This is a genomic window from Nostoc sp. (genome assembly GCF_036919595.1).
Classification (GTDB): Bacteria; Cyanobacteriota; Cyanobacteriia; order Cyanobacteriales; family Nostocaceae; genus Nostoc.
The window spans coordinates 1-14,068 of record NZ_JBALCO010000072.1; the positions used below are offsets into that span (position 1 = coordinate 1).

The 14,068-nt window shown below is 44.8% G+C and carries 11 protein-coding genes and 1 pseudogene; 7 read left to right on the forward strand and 5 right to left on the reverse strand.

The annotated features are described in order from the left end of the window. Positions 1–421 precede the first annotated feature (421 nt). Positions 422–1,351, forward strand: a complete 930-nt coding sequence (locus V7K21_RS10095; RefSeq protein ID WP_335173788.1) for a cation diffusion facilitator family transporter — start codon at positions 422–424, stop codon at positions 1,349–1,351. 404 nt (positions 1,352–1,755) lie between these two features. On the opposite strand, the gene V7K21_RS10100 is transcribed toward V7K21_RS10095, so the two are convergent. Next, positions 1,756–2,130: a hypothetical protein gene (locus V7K21_RS10100; RefSeq protein ID WP_335173790.1), complete on the reverse strand. Its 375-nt coding sequence runs from the start codon at positions 2,128–2,130 to the stop codon at positions 1,756–1,758. A 1,126-nt stretch (positions 2,131–3,256) separates the two neighbouring features. Between V7K21_RS10100 and V7K21_RS10105 the strand changes: the two genes are divergently transcribed. The 4 genes from V7K21_RS10105 to V7K21_RS10120 all read left to right on the forward strand — a co-directional run bounded on the left by V7K21_RS10105 (position 3,257) and on the right by V7K21_RS10120 (position 8,129). Further along, on the forward strand, positions 3,257–4,324 hold the full coding sequence (locus tag V7K21_RS10105) for an aldo/keto reductase (RefSeq protein WP_335173792.1): 1,068 nt from the start codon (positions 3,257–3,259) through the stop codon (positions 4,322–4,324). A 345-nt stretch (positions 4,325–4,669) separates the two neighbouring features. Beyond that, positions 4,670–5,557 carry an NAD(P)-dependent oxidoreductase gene (locus V7K21_RS10110; protein WP_335173794.1) on the forward strand — a complete coding sequence of 296 codons (888 nt, stop codon included), beginning with the start codon at positions 4,670–4,672 and terminating at the stop codon, positions 5,555–5,557. A 51-nt stretch (positions 5,558–5,608) separates the two neighbouring features. Continuing rightward, the gene (locus tag V7K21_RS10115; protein ID WP_335173796.1) at positions 5,609–6,310 is read left to right on the forward strand and encodes a DUF4142 domain-containing protein; all 702 of its coding nucleotides are present in this window, start codon (positions 5,609–5,611) and stop codon (positions 6,308–6,310) included. Positions 6,311–6,815: 505 nt separating this feature from the next. Then, positions 6,816–8,129, forward strand: a complete 1,314-nt coding sequence (locus V7K21_RS10120) for a Gfo/Idh/MocA family protein (protein ID WP_335173798.1) — start codon at positions 6,816–6,818, stop codon at positions 8,127–8,129. 503 nt (positions 8,130–8,632) lie between these two features. Here the strand turns inward: V7K21_RS10120 and V7K21_RS10125 are convergent. The 4 genes and pseudogenes from V7K21_RS10125 to V7K21_RS10140 form a co-directional block, all read right to left on the reverse strand. Next, on the reverse strand, positions 8,633–9,748 hold the full coding sequence (locus V7K21_RS10125) for a carboxylate-amine ligase (protein ID WP_335173800.1): 1,116 nt from the start codon (positions 9,746–9,748) through the stop codon (positions 8,633–8,635). A gap of 501 nt (positions 9,749–10,249) precedes the next feature. Beyond that, positions 10,250–10,555, reverse strand: a pseudogene (locus V7K21_RS10130) (dihydrolipoyl dehydrogenase); the annotation flags it as partial. A 12-nt stretch (positions 10,556–10,567) separates the two neighbouring features. Further along, complete coding sequence (locus V7K21_RS10135) at positions 10,568–11,626, reverse strand: dihydrolipoyl dehydrogenase family protein (protein ID WP_335173802.1); 1,059 nt, start codon at positions 11,624–11,626, stop codon at positions 10,568–10,570. Between the two features lie 171 nt (positions 11,627–11,797). Further along, on the reverse strand, positions 11,798–11,920 hold the full coding sequence (locus V7K21_RS10140; RefSeq protein WP_335173804.1) for a hypothetical protein: 123 nt from the start codon (positions 11,918–11,920) through the stop codon (positions 11,798–11,800). 138 nt (positions 11,921–12,058) lie between these two features. On the opposite strand from V7K21_RS10140, the gene V7K21_RS10145 reads away from it, so the two are divergent. Beyond that, a complete protein-coding gene (locus V7K21_RS10145) occupies positions 12,059–12,292 on the forward strand; it encodes a DUF1622 domain-containing protein (RefSeq protein WP_335173806.1) in 234 nt (77 codons plus the stop codon). 944 nt (positions 12,293–13,236) lie between these two features. Then, positions 13,237–13,857, forward strand: coding sequence for a hypothetical protein (locus V7K21_RS10150; protein ID WP_335173808.1), 621 nt, complete (start codon positions 13,237–13,239; stop codon positions 13,855–13,857). The last annotated feature ends 211 nt before the right edge of the window (positions 13,858–14,068 follow it).

The window sequence follows — 14,068 nt, forward strand, 5'->3', positions numbered from 1 at the left end:
CTAGTAATATTGTATAAAATATTTAACTCATACGTAATGGGTGATTAGCGATCGCACCTTTTTTAGCCGACCTCACAAAATCGCATTGCTCCCATCCACATATCAATCCGCTTGGTGTCAAGGGAATTGGCGAAATTGGGATTACCGGCACGGCGGCGGCGATCGCCAATGCCGTTTATCATGCCACAGGTAAGCGCATCCGTGATTTACCAATTACACTATACAAGCTGCTGTAGATATTGCGTAGGCGTAGCCCGCCGTAGACATCGCCGAAACAATGAAAGATCAATCACACCTCGGCGATCGCAATGATATCCTGTAGTTTCTTTTACCAATCAGTAGAAGTCTCAGGGCTGATGACGATTTAAGTCAAATTTGGTACTGTTAGCTCGGAATCACTGTAGTTACCTCCGTGACCGAGATGAGTAGTCGATCAGCCCGCTCCTACGCTTTCTTGTCGATTGCAGCGGCAATCGTCACTATTGCCCTAAAGTTTGGCGCTTACCTGCTAACCGGGTCAGTGGGACTGCTTTCAGATGCTATTGAGTCAATTGTAAATCTTGTGGCAGCATTGGTCGCTCTATGGGCATTGACTTATGCTGATAAACCAGCCGATACTGAACACGCCTTTGGGCATTCTAAAGCCGAATACTTCTCCAGTGGTGCAGAAGGTGCCTTGATTGTAGTGGCAGCTATTAGCATTGCTGTTGAAGCTTGGGGACACTTGTTACATCCAGAACCGTTAACACAGCTGGGATTGGGGTTAGCACTCTCCCTATTTGCTACCGCAATCAACGGCGTTGTTGCCTTTATCTTGCTACGGGCAGGGCGACGATTGCGTTCTATTACACTCAAGGCTGATGCTCGCCATCTATTTACTGATGTGGTAACTTCGGGTGGTGTGGTGATTGGAATCTTCCTCGTCAAAGTAACAGGCGCTCTCGTGCTTGATCCAATTGTCGCCCTAATAGTAGCAGCAAATATTACTTGGACAGGATTTCGTTTGCTGCAAGAAACCGGTAGCGCGTTACTGGATGCAGCTTTGCCTAAAAAAGAAATTGACGCAATCAACAGCATCCTTAACGAGTACAAACATCAAGACATCCAGTTCCATGCTTTGCGAACCCGCACTGCTGGAACCCGCCGCTTTGTTTACTTTCATGTTCTTGTGCCTGGATCTTGGACAGTGCAACAAGGGCATGATTTGTGCGAGGCAATTGAGCTTGCTATTCTTCGGGTGCTGCCTTCAACCCACGTTACAACTCATCTGGAACCTGTAGAAGATCCAGTTTCTTGGGAAGATTTGGAGTTGGAGCGTCCGAGCAATCAGCAAATGCAAGATATGAGATAACAATAGGGGATCTGGGCCAACATCCCCTACAAATGTACAGATAATTTTGGATAATTTATTTTTTGTCAGTCCCAGGACTTACGCACGGGTCATGAAAGAACGTAGACGCAAAGCGGCTTGCCGCAGGCTACCACTCCAGACACAGAGAAGCCAGTACGCCCTTCTCCCAAGGGGAGACGCCAAGGGCGATACGGTTCCCTGACTTGTCCCTTGCGCGTCTCCTGTCTTGAGAAGCAACTGGCGCGACACGGAGGAATGATTTGAGAGGTTTTTTGCGTAAGTCTTATATTAAGTCCTTTAATTGCTGCCGTTGAGTTTTAAGGAATCATCTGATCGCATCTCGATAAACTGCAACGCCGAATACTGCAAATGCGATCGCTAATTTCCAAACTCAATTAAGTTGATTAACTGGCGATCGCAATCGGCTTTTTGCGGGAAGGACGTTTGCGGTCTGATTTTTTCTTCAGTCCCACTGCTTGAGCTTGATCGCTATCTGAGCCATATTGCCCACGCACGACTTCTTTCATCGCTAATACAGCATTGTGAAATTCCCATTCTGCTAATCTGGCAGTATCAGAAATAGCACGGTATAAAGCTAGTTTCTCAGTTTCGATTTTTTGAGAAATCAACATCGCCTGATAAACTTCCTGTAACTTTGCCGCTGAAGCATCAGCACGATTTGTGTTGTATGTGCTTACCGTTTGTAAACCGTGGAATGAGGTAATATCTTGACTAATGGTTTGAGGGCGCAAACGGCGCATTATATCTTGGATAGTCATAGATGTATACAGTGCTACAGTATCTATCTAATGTACCCATTATAACCAAAAAACTATCAGTAAGATAAAGTTTTTAAATCAGGTAAGCTTGAAAAAGGCAAGTTTTTACAATGCATCGGCTTACATTGTAAATGTATCAGCTTGCATTGTGAATGTATCAGCTTGCATTAAGAATGCATCGACTTACATTGTGAATGTATTAGCTTGCATTAGGAATGCATCGACTTACATTGTGAATGCATCGGCTTGCATTGTGAATGCATCGGCTTACACTCACAGTTAAATCAGTTTTAAATCACGAGGAGCATTAAAATTTCTAACACTCCAAAAGCGCAAGTTTGAAGCGGCATTGATTCGCTCTAATTATTGCTGTAAGACAACTTGGTAGAAAAATGTGAAGAGCAAGTAAAGGCGATCGCATCTTTCATAAACTGCAACGCCAAATAGTGCAAAAGGCATCAATCGATTCGATTGACAAAAGACTCTTCGCAGCCGAAACAGCGATCGCAAGGACTGACGTTGCTTCTCTTCTCTACGAGAGGCTTTGCCAACGAGATGCTCCGCGTCGCTTGCTTCTCCGTAGGAGTACGTTTCGCTTGCAATGACTGTAAATTTTTTTGATCTACTTATTTTTTTACTTGGAAGTCTCTTAAAGGCTGTTTTCCTCCAACCCTTTAACTTTTACCCTTAAGACTTACGCAAAAAACCTCTCAAATCATTCCTCCGTGTCGCGCCAGTTGCTTCTCAAGACAGGAGACACGCAAGGGACAAGTCGGGGAACCGCATCGCCCTTGGCGTCTCCCCTTGGGAGAAGGGCGTACTGGCTTCTCTGTGTCTGGAGTGGTAGCCTGCGGCAAGCCGCTTTGCGTCTACGTTATTTCATAACCCATGCGTAAGTCCTGACCTTTATTGATAAAGTTTTAAATCGGGCTTTAAACAAAGGGTAAGCATTGTGAATGTATTAACTTGCATCGCGAATGTATCGGCTTACATTATGAATGCATTGGCTTACATTGTGAATGCATCTTACGGTGTATGTTTCAAAGCACTCCTTAGTTAGAGTCTCTGTGCCAGATTGCCGTGCTACTATACGGCTCATTCCTGTTGTTACTTGTAGGAGACAATTATGGAAATCAGTAGACGCAGCTTGTTGAAAACTGCTTCTGCTTCGGGATTAGTAGCGGCAGGACTTGCAGTTTCGGAAGGATTTTTGCAGCCGCTCCTTGCTCAAACAGAACCTGTTGATGAAAAAACTCAACTACTAGCTCAAACACCCACTCCAACTCGACGCGGCGAAATGTTGTATCGCACCCTCGGACGTACTGGAGAACAAGTATCTGCGATTGGCTTGGGTGGGTTTCACATTGGAAAAATTGAAGAGGAGCAAGATAGTATCAAGCTGATCCGCAGTGCCATTGATCGCGGCATCAACTTTATGGATAACTCTTGGGACTATCATAATGGACGTAGCCATCGATGGATGGGAAATGCTCTTAAGGATGGTTATCGCCAAAAGGTCTTCCTAATGACGAAAATTGATGGTCGCACTAAAGGTGCTGCGAAAATGCAGATTGATGAATCGCTCAAAGATTTGCAGGTCGATCACATTGATTTAGTGCAGCATCATGAAATACTGCGCTTTGAAGACCCCGATCGCATCTTTGCTCCTGGCGGTGCGATGGAGGCAGTTATCGAGGCGCAAAAAGCGGGCAAAATTCGCTATATCGGTTTCACAGGACACAAGAATCCCCTGATTCACCTTCAGATGTTGGAAACTGCCACACAAAATAGTTTCCGCTTCGATACTGTGCAGATGCCATTAAATGTTATGGATGCTCATTTTAGAAGTTTTGAACATCAAGTTTTACCTGTGTTAGTGAAAAATAACATTGGTGTGCTGGGAATGAAATCCATCGGAGAGTCTTACATTCTTAGAAGCAACACTGTTAGTGCGATCGAGTGCCTGCACTACGCAATGAATTTGCCAACATCAGTTGTAATTACGGGCATCGATAGCATGAGAATTTTAGACCAAGCGTTTGAAGCAGTCCGCACATTTAAGCCAATGGATCAGGCACGAGTTACAGCACTGTTAGCACGTACCCGTGAGGCAGCGGCTAAAGGGCAGTACGAACGATATAAGACCACAAACCAAAATGACAGTACAGCTATGAATCCAGCTTATCTTGGGTAAAGATTAATACTATGTTTGACTGTTGATTTATACAAACAGCGATGTCTACAACGGGCTACGCCTACGCAATTTTGCAGGTGTAACGTTAAATCGAGTTGATGCGTTACGCACATCTTCTCAAAATCAATTTTTGTGTTACTTGACTTGACGCATTTTCACAAAAAGCTAGGTGATTCATTGCTGTCCCTATCTTGATTCCTGCTGAGTCTATCAATTGGAAGATGTATTTATCCTCAAAACTTCGATGATGTGAAGGGGGGTAAAAACTGCCTGACTTAGACACACTTCCTGTGTGCTAAAAGTATCGCTATTTCCTTGAAGTAAGATACCATCTAGAACATAATTATGAAACGCATTGCGTATTTAGGACTCGGCATCATGGGCAGGGGTATGGCAACCAACTTGCTCAAAGCGGGCTATGATCTCAACGTTTGGAATCGTAGTCTAGAGTCCTGTAAGCCTTTGGTTGAACAAGGTGCAACACAAGCACAAACACCAGCACAAGCCGTAGAGAATGCCGAGGCGATTCTCTACTCGCTCTCGAATGACAATGCAGTTGAAGAGGTTGTCTTTGGGAAAGATGGCATTTTATCGAACGTGCGATCAGGACAAATTGCGATCGACATGAGTACAGTTCATCCTGATACCTCGCGTCGAGAAGCCGCAGCCTATGCCGAAAAGCAGGTCGAATTTCTTGATGCTCCCGTTTTTGGCAGTAAAAACGAATCCGCAGCTGGGGGATTGTGGATTGTCGTTGGTGGCAAGCGGGACGTATTTGAGCAAGTCAAACCAATTTTGGAGCCGTTGAGCGAAACGATCCATTATCTAGGTGACACTGGCAAAGGTGCATCAATGAAACTCATTGGTAATTCGATTGTGGCAACCCAAATCGAAGCGTTAGGGGAAGCGCTGATTCTGGCAACCAAAGCCGGACTTAATACACAAGACGTTCTTGATGTGCTGCATGTGGTAGATTTTCGCTCTCCGATTTTTGACGGCATGGGCAAGACGCTCGTAAATCGCGATTTTACGCCGAGTTTTGCGTTAAATAATTTGCTTAAAGATGCCAATTTGATCGCTCGATTTGCCCAAGATTTAAATTCTCCAATGCCTGCTGCCGCAATTGTCAGAGAAACCATTAAAACAGCAGTTAATCAAGGATGGGGGGAAGAAAATGCATCAGCATTTATCAAAGCTTTGGAATTGGAAGCAGGAGTAACGGTTGAATCATAACTGCAAATTTCTGCATTAGAAAATACACCTTTATTTCAGGAAAACATTGATATGCCTAACTTAAAAATATTCTCAACTGGTTTAGTAGCGATCGCTTTATCTCTGGCGACTGGTTGCACACCAACTACTCCGCATGACCAGAATACATCTGAAGTTCCAGCTGCTCAGTCTGTGCAAAGGACAGAGAGTCCATCACCAAATGCGTCATCAACTGCATCAGGGCAAAATACCCTCAGTTCTTCAGACAAAAAGTTCATGACTGAAGCTGCTCAAGGTGGTTTAGCAGAAGTCCAACTAGGACAATTGGCATCACAACGTGGAAGTAGTGATGCAGTAAAACAGTATGGACAGCGTATGGTTGATGATCACACCCCCGTGAATGATCAACTCAAACAGTTGGCGCTTCAAAAAGGTGTCACGCTGCCAACTACTATTGGTAAAAAAAATCAGCAAGTCAAGCAACGCTTATCTAAGGTTTCTGGTACTACCTTTGATCGCCAATATCTGAATCAGATGCTTCAAGATCATAAAAAGGATGTTGCTGCATTTCAAAGTGAAGCTCAAAAGGGACAAGATTCCGACGTGAAAGCATTTGCGGCTCAAGCGCTACCAACCCTCCAACAACACTTGGAACAGGTTCGTTCCCTTGCTAATTCTGGAACTCCAAGCAGCACCCCAACTTCAACCAGCACCCCAACTTCAACCAGCACCCCAACTTCAACCAGTAGCCCAACTCCAACCACTACCCCGTAATATGATGTCCGGCAAATTACACGTAATAAATCAATTACAAGTGAAACGCCGCGATCGCAGGGTTTTTAGGATTACTTTCCTACCCTGCGGGAATGCTAAGTACAGTCTCGCATAAAATCGTAGCGTTTTTAAATGCATAGAGATACATTGGCATTGCAGATGGAGACATTGGCATTGTAGATGGATACATTGGCATTGTACATGGATACATTGGCATTGTAGACGGATACATTGGCACTGTAGATGGAGACATTAACATTTCATTAATTTGCTACGAATTAATGGAATGCTGTACTAAGAGCGAACGATCGCAATGACCAAATAATTACTAATTCGTAATTCGTAGTAACGTTCTTTACGAGACGCTGCACATAGCTTGCTTCTTTCCAGGAGTACGCGGATATTGCACTAACGTAATTAAATTGCAACTACAAATTACGAATTATGTTGACAGTTATTTAAGCGGACTTGTATCAGTCCAAAATTTCATCATAAAGGAACCACAATGTCTGAATTGTTTAAAGGAGAATTTTCTCGTCGTCAAATTCTGACTACTGCTGGATTAGGAGCCATTTCAGCCGTCGCACTTGGTAGTATGGGCGAAGAGGTTACTGCCCAACAGCCGACTGGGCAAGCCACGCCACACGGAGGAATGCCGCCTCAGATTGAATTTGCGCCGATCTCAGAAAAGACTGAGGTCGATACAGGTGGGCCTCCGACTGCATTGCCCCCACAACGACGGTTGGGATTTGCGATCGTTGGACTGGGCAGACTGGCATTAGAAGAAATCATGCCTGCGTTTGCAGAATGTAAGCTAGCGAAGCCAACTGCATTAGTTAGTGGCGATGCTGCCAAAGCGAATCAAGTTGCCCAGCAGTATGGCATTAAATCACAGAACGTTTACAACTATCAGAATTACGACAATCTCCGCAACAATCCAGATGTTGATGTAATTTATATTGTATTGCCCAACAGTATGCACCGGGAATATACGGTGCGTGGTGCTAAAGCAGGGAAGCACATTCTGTGTGAGAAGCCAATGGCAACCACGGTTGAAGATGCTCAACAGATGATCGATGCTTGCAAACAAGGCGATCGCAAGCTGATGATTGCTTATCGCTGCCAATACGAGCCACACCATCGTGCCATGATTCAGATGATTCGCAGCAAAGAATTAGGAACTGTGAAGGTGATTCAGGCAGACAACGGACAAAATCAGGGCGGTGACTTAAACCAGTGGCGGTTGAAACGCGCTCTAGCTGGAGGTGGCTCTTTACCAGATGTGGGAGTTTATTGCCTGAATGCAACTCGCTATTTGACGGGAGAGGAACCGATCGCAATTAGCGCCCAAACTTTTACCACTCCTGGCGATCCACGCTTCAAAGAGGTGGAAGAAAGTGTTACTTTCCAATTGCGGTTTCCCAGTGGAGTGCTAGCGATTTGCTCCACTAGCTACGGCTTTCACGAAGCGCGGCGGTTTCGCGTCTTCGGCTCTGATGCCTGGGCACAACTCGATCCGGCGTTCTCCTACAACGGTTTGCGGATGATGACTTCGCGCAAATCACCAACAAACAGCATGGCAGAAAATGTCAGCGAAGTGCGGATAGGCGAGAAGAACCAGTTCGCCTTAGAAATTGATCATATGGCGGATTGTGTGATTCAAAATAAGCAACCCCATACGCCTGGTGAAGAAGGTTTGCAAGACCAAAAACTGATAGCGTTGATTTACGAAGCGGCACAAACAGGTAAAACAATTACTCTACCTCTTGTGTCAGGACTGGATACCACTCGTGGCCCTGCTCCTCGAATGCTGAAGTAAATGCGTGCATACCGCAGTCATGACAACCTCTGCTTGGAGTCCGCTTTGTAAATCTTTACTCCGCGATCGCATCGGGCTAATTTTGGCAAAAATCAACAGGACACTAAAGGTATGATTGGCCGGATACGCAAATAGAGGAGAACTTTTGCAAAACCCTCTCCCCGAAGCAGGCGATCGCGCTTTCAACTCTCACCTGCTGGGGTTTTGTCACTTACTTTATTAGAAGGAATAGGTACGCGGACTATGCTGCAATAGTATTTAGTGATCGCTAGTAACTACAGCCGCATATGAAGCCAAGTGAAAAAGAGCGACTGTGTGATTAAAAGCTCTTCCTACTTGATAACTGAGTATCGTGAAAAGTTAATCCATCAGAACCATGCGATCGTAAACAAAAGGCTCTATTGCATAATAAGCAAAGGACTTGAAATCCAGCGAATACAATAGAATAGTAGTAGAATGGCAAACCTAAAGCTAGTAGGAGACTTGGAAATGTATCTAAAAAGTTAAGCAATACCTTTTGCCGTCTGGGCAACGATGAAATCAACTACATCCTCTAAGCGTTCTGTACGTTTGTACACTTCACGCTGCCGTGTTGCACCATTACCATGCTGCATTGTCTGTTGCACAAGCGATGAAATCTCGTCCCAGTCTCCATACTCTTCTAGCGATGGACGCACGAAGGCTAGAAACTTCTCAAGCAACTCCGGCGCTGGGACAGCACGCATTGCTTCAACGTCTATCAGTTCTGTATCCAATCCATAGCGTGCAGCACGCCAGTGAGCAGCACGTATAACTTCATGGCGTGCAGCCGGGAATGGTTCGTCTATTTTTGCTTTTTCGTAGCAGGTGCGTGCTAAGGCGCGCACTAGTCCTGCAACCATTACAGCTTCGTCTACTGTCATGCATACATCTGTGACGCGAAACTCTACTGTTGGGTAACGCTCAGACAGACGTGCATCCCAGTATATCTTTGTTGCCTCCTCTATACTCCCTGTTGCGATTAAAGCTTCTGCAAGCGCTTGATATTCAGCAAGTGACTCAAAAATTAATGGCGGCCCTGATATCGGCCACCTCCCCCAAATTTCCGTGCGGTAACTTGCATATCCTGTATCCATACCCATCCAAAAAGGCGAGGAAGCAGCTAGCGCCAGAAGGGGTGCTAGCCAGACTCGTGCGCGGTTCATGATACAAAGTGCCATCTGAGGATCGCTAATCCCAACGTGTACATGACAGCCAAAAATCATTTGTTCGCGAGTAAGTTGTTGATAATCTCGCATCAGCCCTTGGTACCGTTCTTTGGGCGTAATCTGCTGTTCTGACCATGAAGAGAACGAGTGCGTCCCAGCGGCAGCGATTTGATTCCCGTCTTTGGCTGCTGCTGCAATTATTTCTTGCCGCAAACGTACAATTTCTGCGCGGACTTCTGCCAGCGTTTTACAGACGGGTGTGCCAATCTCTATCTGCGACAGATAAACCTCGGCTTGTACCTCTTCTCCAAGAGCTTTCTCGGCTATCTGTAAAATTTGCTGTTGACGCGAGCAAAGCTCACGAGTTACAGGGTTAATAATCTGGTATTCTTCTTCAACACCGATAGTGAAGTCTTCTGCCTGGGATACCATCTAAAATGTCTCTGTAAAGGACTAACTTTTAATATTAGACGAGGTTTTAGTTATTTGGTTAAAATTCTGCTTTGTATTCCACTACTTATATATGAATTTCTTTAGCTTTTATCAAACCGAATTTTGACCTACTTAATTTGATTTCTAGATCATTTTTATTATTTAACTTGATTAAACCTTAACTAAAAGTCTTTACTGTCCCGAAGCTATCTGAGGGATTTTTGAGACTTTAAATGATTGTCAATAATCTGGCTCGTTCAATTTTTCAAAACTTCAATATCCCTTATTTCTATTTTTCCTCTGCTTAGAGTGACACAATAGGGTTAAGCTCCAACTTCAGCATGGTGTTAATCAACGAAAAGTTTGTCTAACAAAATTTTTTACTCGTTGCTAGCAGCGGCAAGTGAGCGGCAAAACGGGCTTTCAAATGATTTTGCTGATTATCTCACGTTTTATTGATGCACAATTGAGGTTGTGCATCAATAAAACCTCTTCACCTCTTCACCTGTTCGGACAGCCGGGCATATTATCTCCAAGCAGCAACCGTGCTAGGCTAGGTAATGCTTCACCATAGGTGGGATGGATATGAACCGATCGCTCTAACAACTGCCAGGTTGCTCCCGCTTCCATCAAATCCAGAAAAACATGCACCACTTCAGCCGTTTCATATCCTACCAGGGTGGCTCCCAAAATTTTGTCAGTATCGCTATCGATCACCATGCGGTAAAACCCCAAATCATGCCCCCACTCGATCGCACGAGCAATTTGGCTCATGGGTAACGTAACAGCACGCGCGTTAATGCCGTGCTTCTGAGCCTGTTATAACGTTATCCCCACTCGCCCAACCTGAGGTTCTGTGTAGATAGCATAGCCAAGGGCGCGATCGCTCCGCGTCCGGTTTTCTCCACATAAAATTGCCTTCAAGCGGCGATAGTCTTCCCAGGACACATGTGTAAAGGCAGGCTGTTTGGCAGCATCTCCAATCGCATAGACTCCAGAACAGGTTGTGTGGAACTGGTCGTTAATTTTGATAAACCCCTGATCATCTAGCTCAATGCCACTCTTGGCTGCATTTAATGCACCTGTATTTGGTTTGCGTCCAATCACAACCAGCAACGCCTCTGCCTGAAGTTGCTCACCACTGCTGAATGTCAGCCTAAACACATCATTCTCGTGTGCAACCTGATTTACATTCATTCCAAAGTGAAGCTGAATCCCATCCTGCTTTAATGCTTCTGCTAAGACCTTGCTGACATCAGTCTCTTCCCGATCAAGAACGCGATCGCCCCGCACAATTAAATGGGTCTGACTGCCCAAACGTGCCAGTCCCTGCCCCAGTTCTAATCCAATATAGCCAGCCCCAATTACCAGTAACCGGGGTGGTAATGCTTTTAAGTCAAAGAAATTCCGATTGGTCAGGTAGGGAGTCCCTGCAAGACCCGGAATATCAGGAATCAGCGATGACGTGCCAGTGTTGATGATAACCATTGGAGCCTGAACGGTGACATCACCCCCTTTAACAGTACGTTCACCAACAAAGGAAGCTTCAGCGCAAACGATTTTGACACCTGCATCATCCAATCGCTTGTGAATACCCTGGTTAAAGCTGTTACGGATTCCCCTGACTCGCTCCATGACGGCGGGAAAATCAACCTTAACTTCCGTGTGAATGCCTAATTTCTTTGCCTGACGCGCACGCCCTGCTGCATGAGCTGCTGCCAAAAATGCTTTGGAAGGAGTGCAGCCATAATTGATGCAACTGCCGCCTAAAGCATCTCGTTCAAACAAGACCACCTTGCAACCCGATGAAGCAAAATCAGCTGCTAATGGAATGCCTCCTTGACCGCTCCCAATCAGAATGACGTCTGCTGTTTCCATCAGTGCTGGACTCCTTGAGGATAGTTTGCTTTCATAACATTTTCACACTTCAAGTTAAAGATTTTTCACACATTATTGTATATTTGATTTTTTTGAGATAATTAGAAGTCCTTTTAGAGCGATGATTGTCTATGAGGTTGAATCTACCTTTGAAGCGGCGATCGCTCAGAGTTAGTTTGTAAATGCTGAAAATACTCGCTGTGAAAGGCGACCTGCGACTTTAATTAAATCGGCTGCTATTTTGCCGCTCATAATTGTGGGCGCATTAGTATTTCCTATGGTCAGTGTTGGCATGATGGATGCATGGAAGACACGCAGCCCCATGTACCCGTAGTTCGGGGTTTACAATCGCTATAGGGTGGCTTAATGAAATTACCAATGTAGCCATAGGCAGTTGCATCTTATGTTGTGGGTTGTTTTCCCATAGGACTTATGCAAAAATTGCCAAAAAGCTTATATTTATCGAACCGCCATCTCTGCAATAAATTTCTATTAGCTGCCGATATCATCGGCACAGCTATTTCCCTCTCATGGGATGCAGTGGCAAAACTTGCAGCGATTACTGGTATCCGTACCTTTCTCAACTTCTTTTTACAACGAGAAGTAGGAAAATTATTTTTGAAGCTACAAAAGTTTTATCGAGCGAAGGAGAAACTGACCAAATAATTACTAATTCGTGAGATCGTCAGTATTGGTGGCTATCTGGGCGATCGCGCACCCACTGACGAAAAAGGTTTCCTCGAATTCGCCAAATCCATGCCTGCTCAGGAAATTTACGAAGTCATCAAGGATGCTGAACCCCTCTCATAAATAGTACTTTACAAGGTTCCGGCTAGCCAGTACCGTCGTTATGAAATAATGGCGCGTTCTCCTGAAAATTAAATAAGTCGGTGCTAATATTTCAAGCTATGTTAATAAATTTAAATCGTTGGTGCGTTGTCGTGCAGTGCAACGCACCAACGATTCAAAGTGCGTTAGCCTACGGCGTGACACACTCTACTTCAACTTCATATTTCTTCATATGCATTGAATTTTTCTCGCCGACTTACTTACTTGGTTTTTGGTGATGCCATTTGCAGCTTTAACCCGATCTACGGTCAAGACATGACGGTTGCTGCTCGACGAGATTGAGTGGTGGCGATATCTACGACGGCTACGCCTACGCATTTTTGAAGGTGACGAACTTGATGGCTTCGCTTAAAAGCCTGATACACCCAATAATTTCTCTAAGGGTGCTATTAGGTAACATTTTACAGATCGGTATTGCTGGAGTAGCCAAGTACAAAAGGAATAGCAATGGACAAATATATTCTGATCAATTGTGAACTTTCACAACGAGTAGGTTAGATTGTCGCAGCAGAATTTGCCGGGATGCTAACAATAAAAGAGCGGAAGTAGTCTGACATTGCAATAATTGCATTGTCTTTATTTTTAAACTTTCGCTCTAATGGAGATACTGGAGGCACAACAACCTAGCATTATCTACCATCTGAATGGTAACATCTATAGCGTGATGATGCTTGAGATTGTCACATGGCTCTATCCAGTCCTTTACAGGATGTAGAATCTTTGAAAAGCACTCAGCAGATTTGCAAGGAGATATCTTTGTCATGATGAAATTTTCTTTATATATCTGGTTAAAACAGCACCGGATAGCCATTGGAGGAGTGCTGCTTCCAATCGCCATAACAGTCTATAATGCCTCTTTTAAATCACAGCCACTTTCTGCAAATACCCCACCGATTGCAAGTCTGTTGATTGCATCCAGCCCGACACTGCCGCCAACATCTCCTATTCAAAGCGCTTCCAGTCCGATGGCACCATTAGTCTCTCCCACACAAAGTGCTGCTGGTACTGAGCCGCTTCCGCAGGAAGCAGTCCAAGTCATTCGTGACTATTACAGCGCAATCGCCCGTCAAGACTATAAACAGGCTTACTCGGCTTGGGAGGGAAATGGCGCTGCTAGCAAGCAGTCGTTTGAGCAGTTCAAGCAGGGTTTTGCTAACACCACATCCGTTGCTGTAGAGGTTGGAAAACCCGGTACACCAGATCCAGGTGCAGGCTCAATCTACATTGAGATTCCGGTTACCGTGACTGCAATCGGCACAAATGGAACTCCACAGCGATTTCGCGGCAGCTATGTACTGCGGCGAGTCAATGATGTTCCTGGCTCAACTCCAGAGCAGCGTAGATGGCATCTCCACTCGGCGAATATTACTCAAGTCAATTAGCCTGCTGCAAAATGCTGTTTTCCCAAGATTCCAAACTAAAAGCAGTGTTGCTTCAACGTAAAGAAAATACAAAAATAGTAACGCGAAAAATTTGGCATCAGCGCTCATTGTTACCACATACAGCATTTACGGGTGTTATGAGGTACAGTAGCAGCAACTAGCAAACCAGTTTCTTAAATGTTGAGGATTTATTAAGCCGAGTGCAACTGAG

Coding starts and splice junctions, on each gene's coding strand:
- V7K21_RS10100 (WP_335173790.1), bottom strand. CDS start 2,130: ATGACTATCCAAGATATAATGCGCCGTTTGCGCCCTCAAACCATTAGT.
- V7K21_RS10110 (WP_335173794.1), top strand. CDS start 4,670: ATGAAACGCATTGCGTATTTAGGACTCGGCATCATGGGCAGGGGTATG.
- V7K21_RS10095 (WP_335173788.1), top strand. CDS start 422: ATGAGTAGTCGATCAGCCCGCTCCTACGCTTTCTTGTCGATTGCAGCG.
- V7K21_RS10125 (WP_335173800.1), bottom strand. CDS start 9,748: ATGGTATCCCAGGCAGAAGACTTCACTATCGGTGTTGAAGAAGAATAC.
- V7K21_RS10115 (WP_335173796.1), top strand. CDS start 5,609: ATGCCTAACTTAAAAATATTCTCAACTGGTTTAGTAGCGATCGCTTTA.
- V7K21_RS10120 (WP_335173798.1), top strand. CDS start 6,816: ATGTCTGAATTGTTTAAAGGAGAATTTTCTCGTCGTCAAATTCTGACT.
- V7K21_RS10135 (WP_335173802.1), bottom strand. CDS start 11,626: ATGGAAACAGCAGACGTCATTCTGATTGGGAGCGGTCAAGGAGGCATT.
- V7K21_RS10140 (WP_335173804.1), bottom strand. CDS start 11,920: ATGCCAACACTGACCATAGGAAATACTAATGCGCCCACAATTATGAGC.
- V7K21_RS10150 (WP_335173808.1), top strand. CDS start 13,237: ATGATGAAATTTTCTTTATATATCTGGTTAAAACAGCACCGGATAGCC.
- V7K21_RS10145 (WP_335173806.1), top strand. CDS start 12,059: ATGCAAAAATTGCCAAAAAGCTTATATTTATCGAACCGCCATCTCTGC.
- V7K21_RS10105 (WP_335173792.1), top strand. CDS start 3,257: ATGGAAATCAGTAGACGCAGCTTGTTGAAAACTGCTTCTGCTTCGGGA.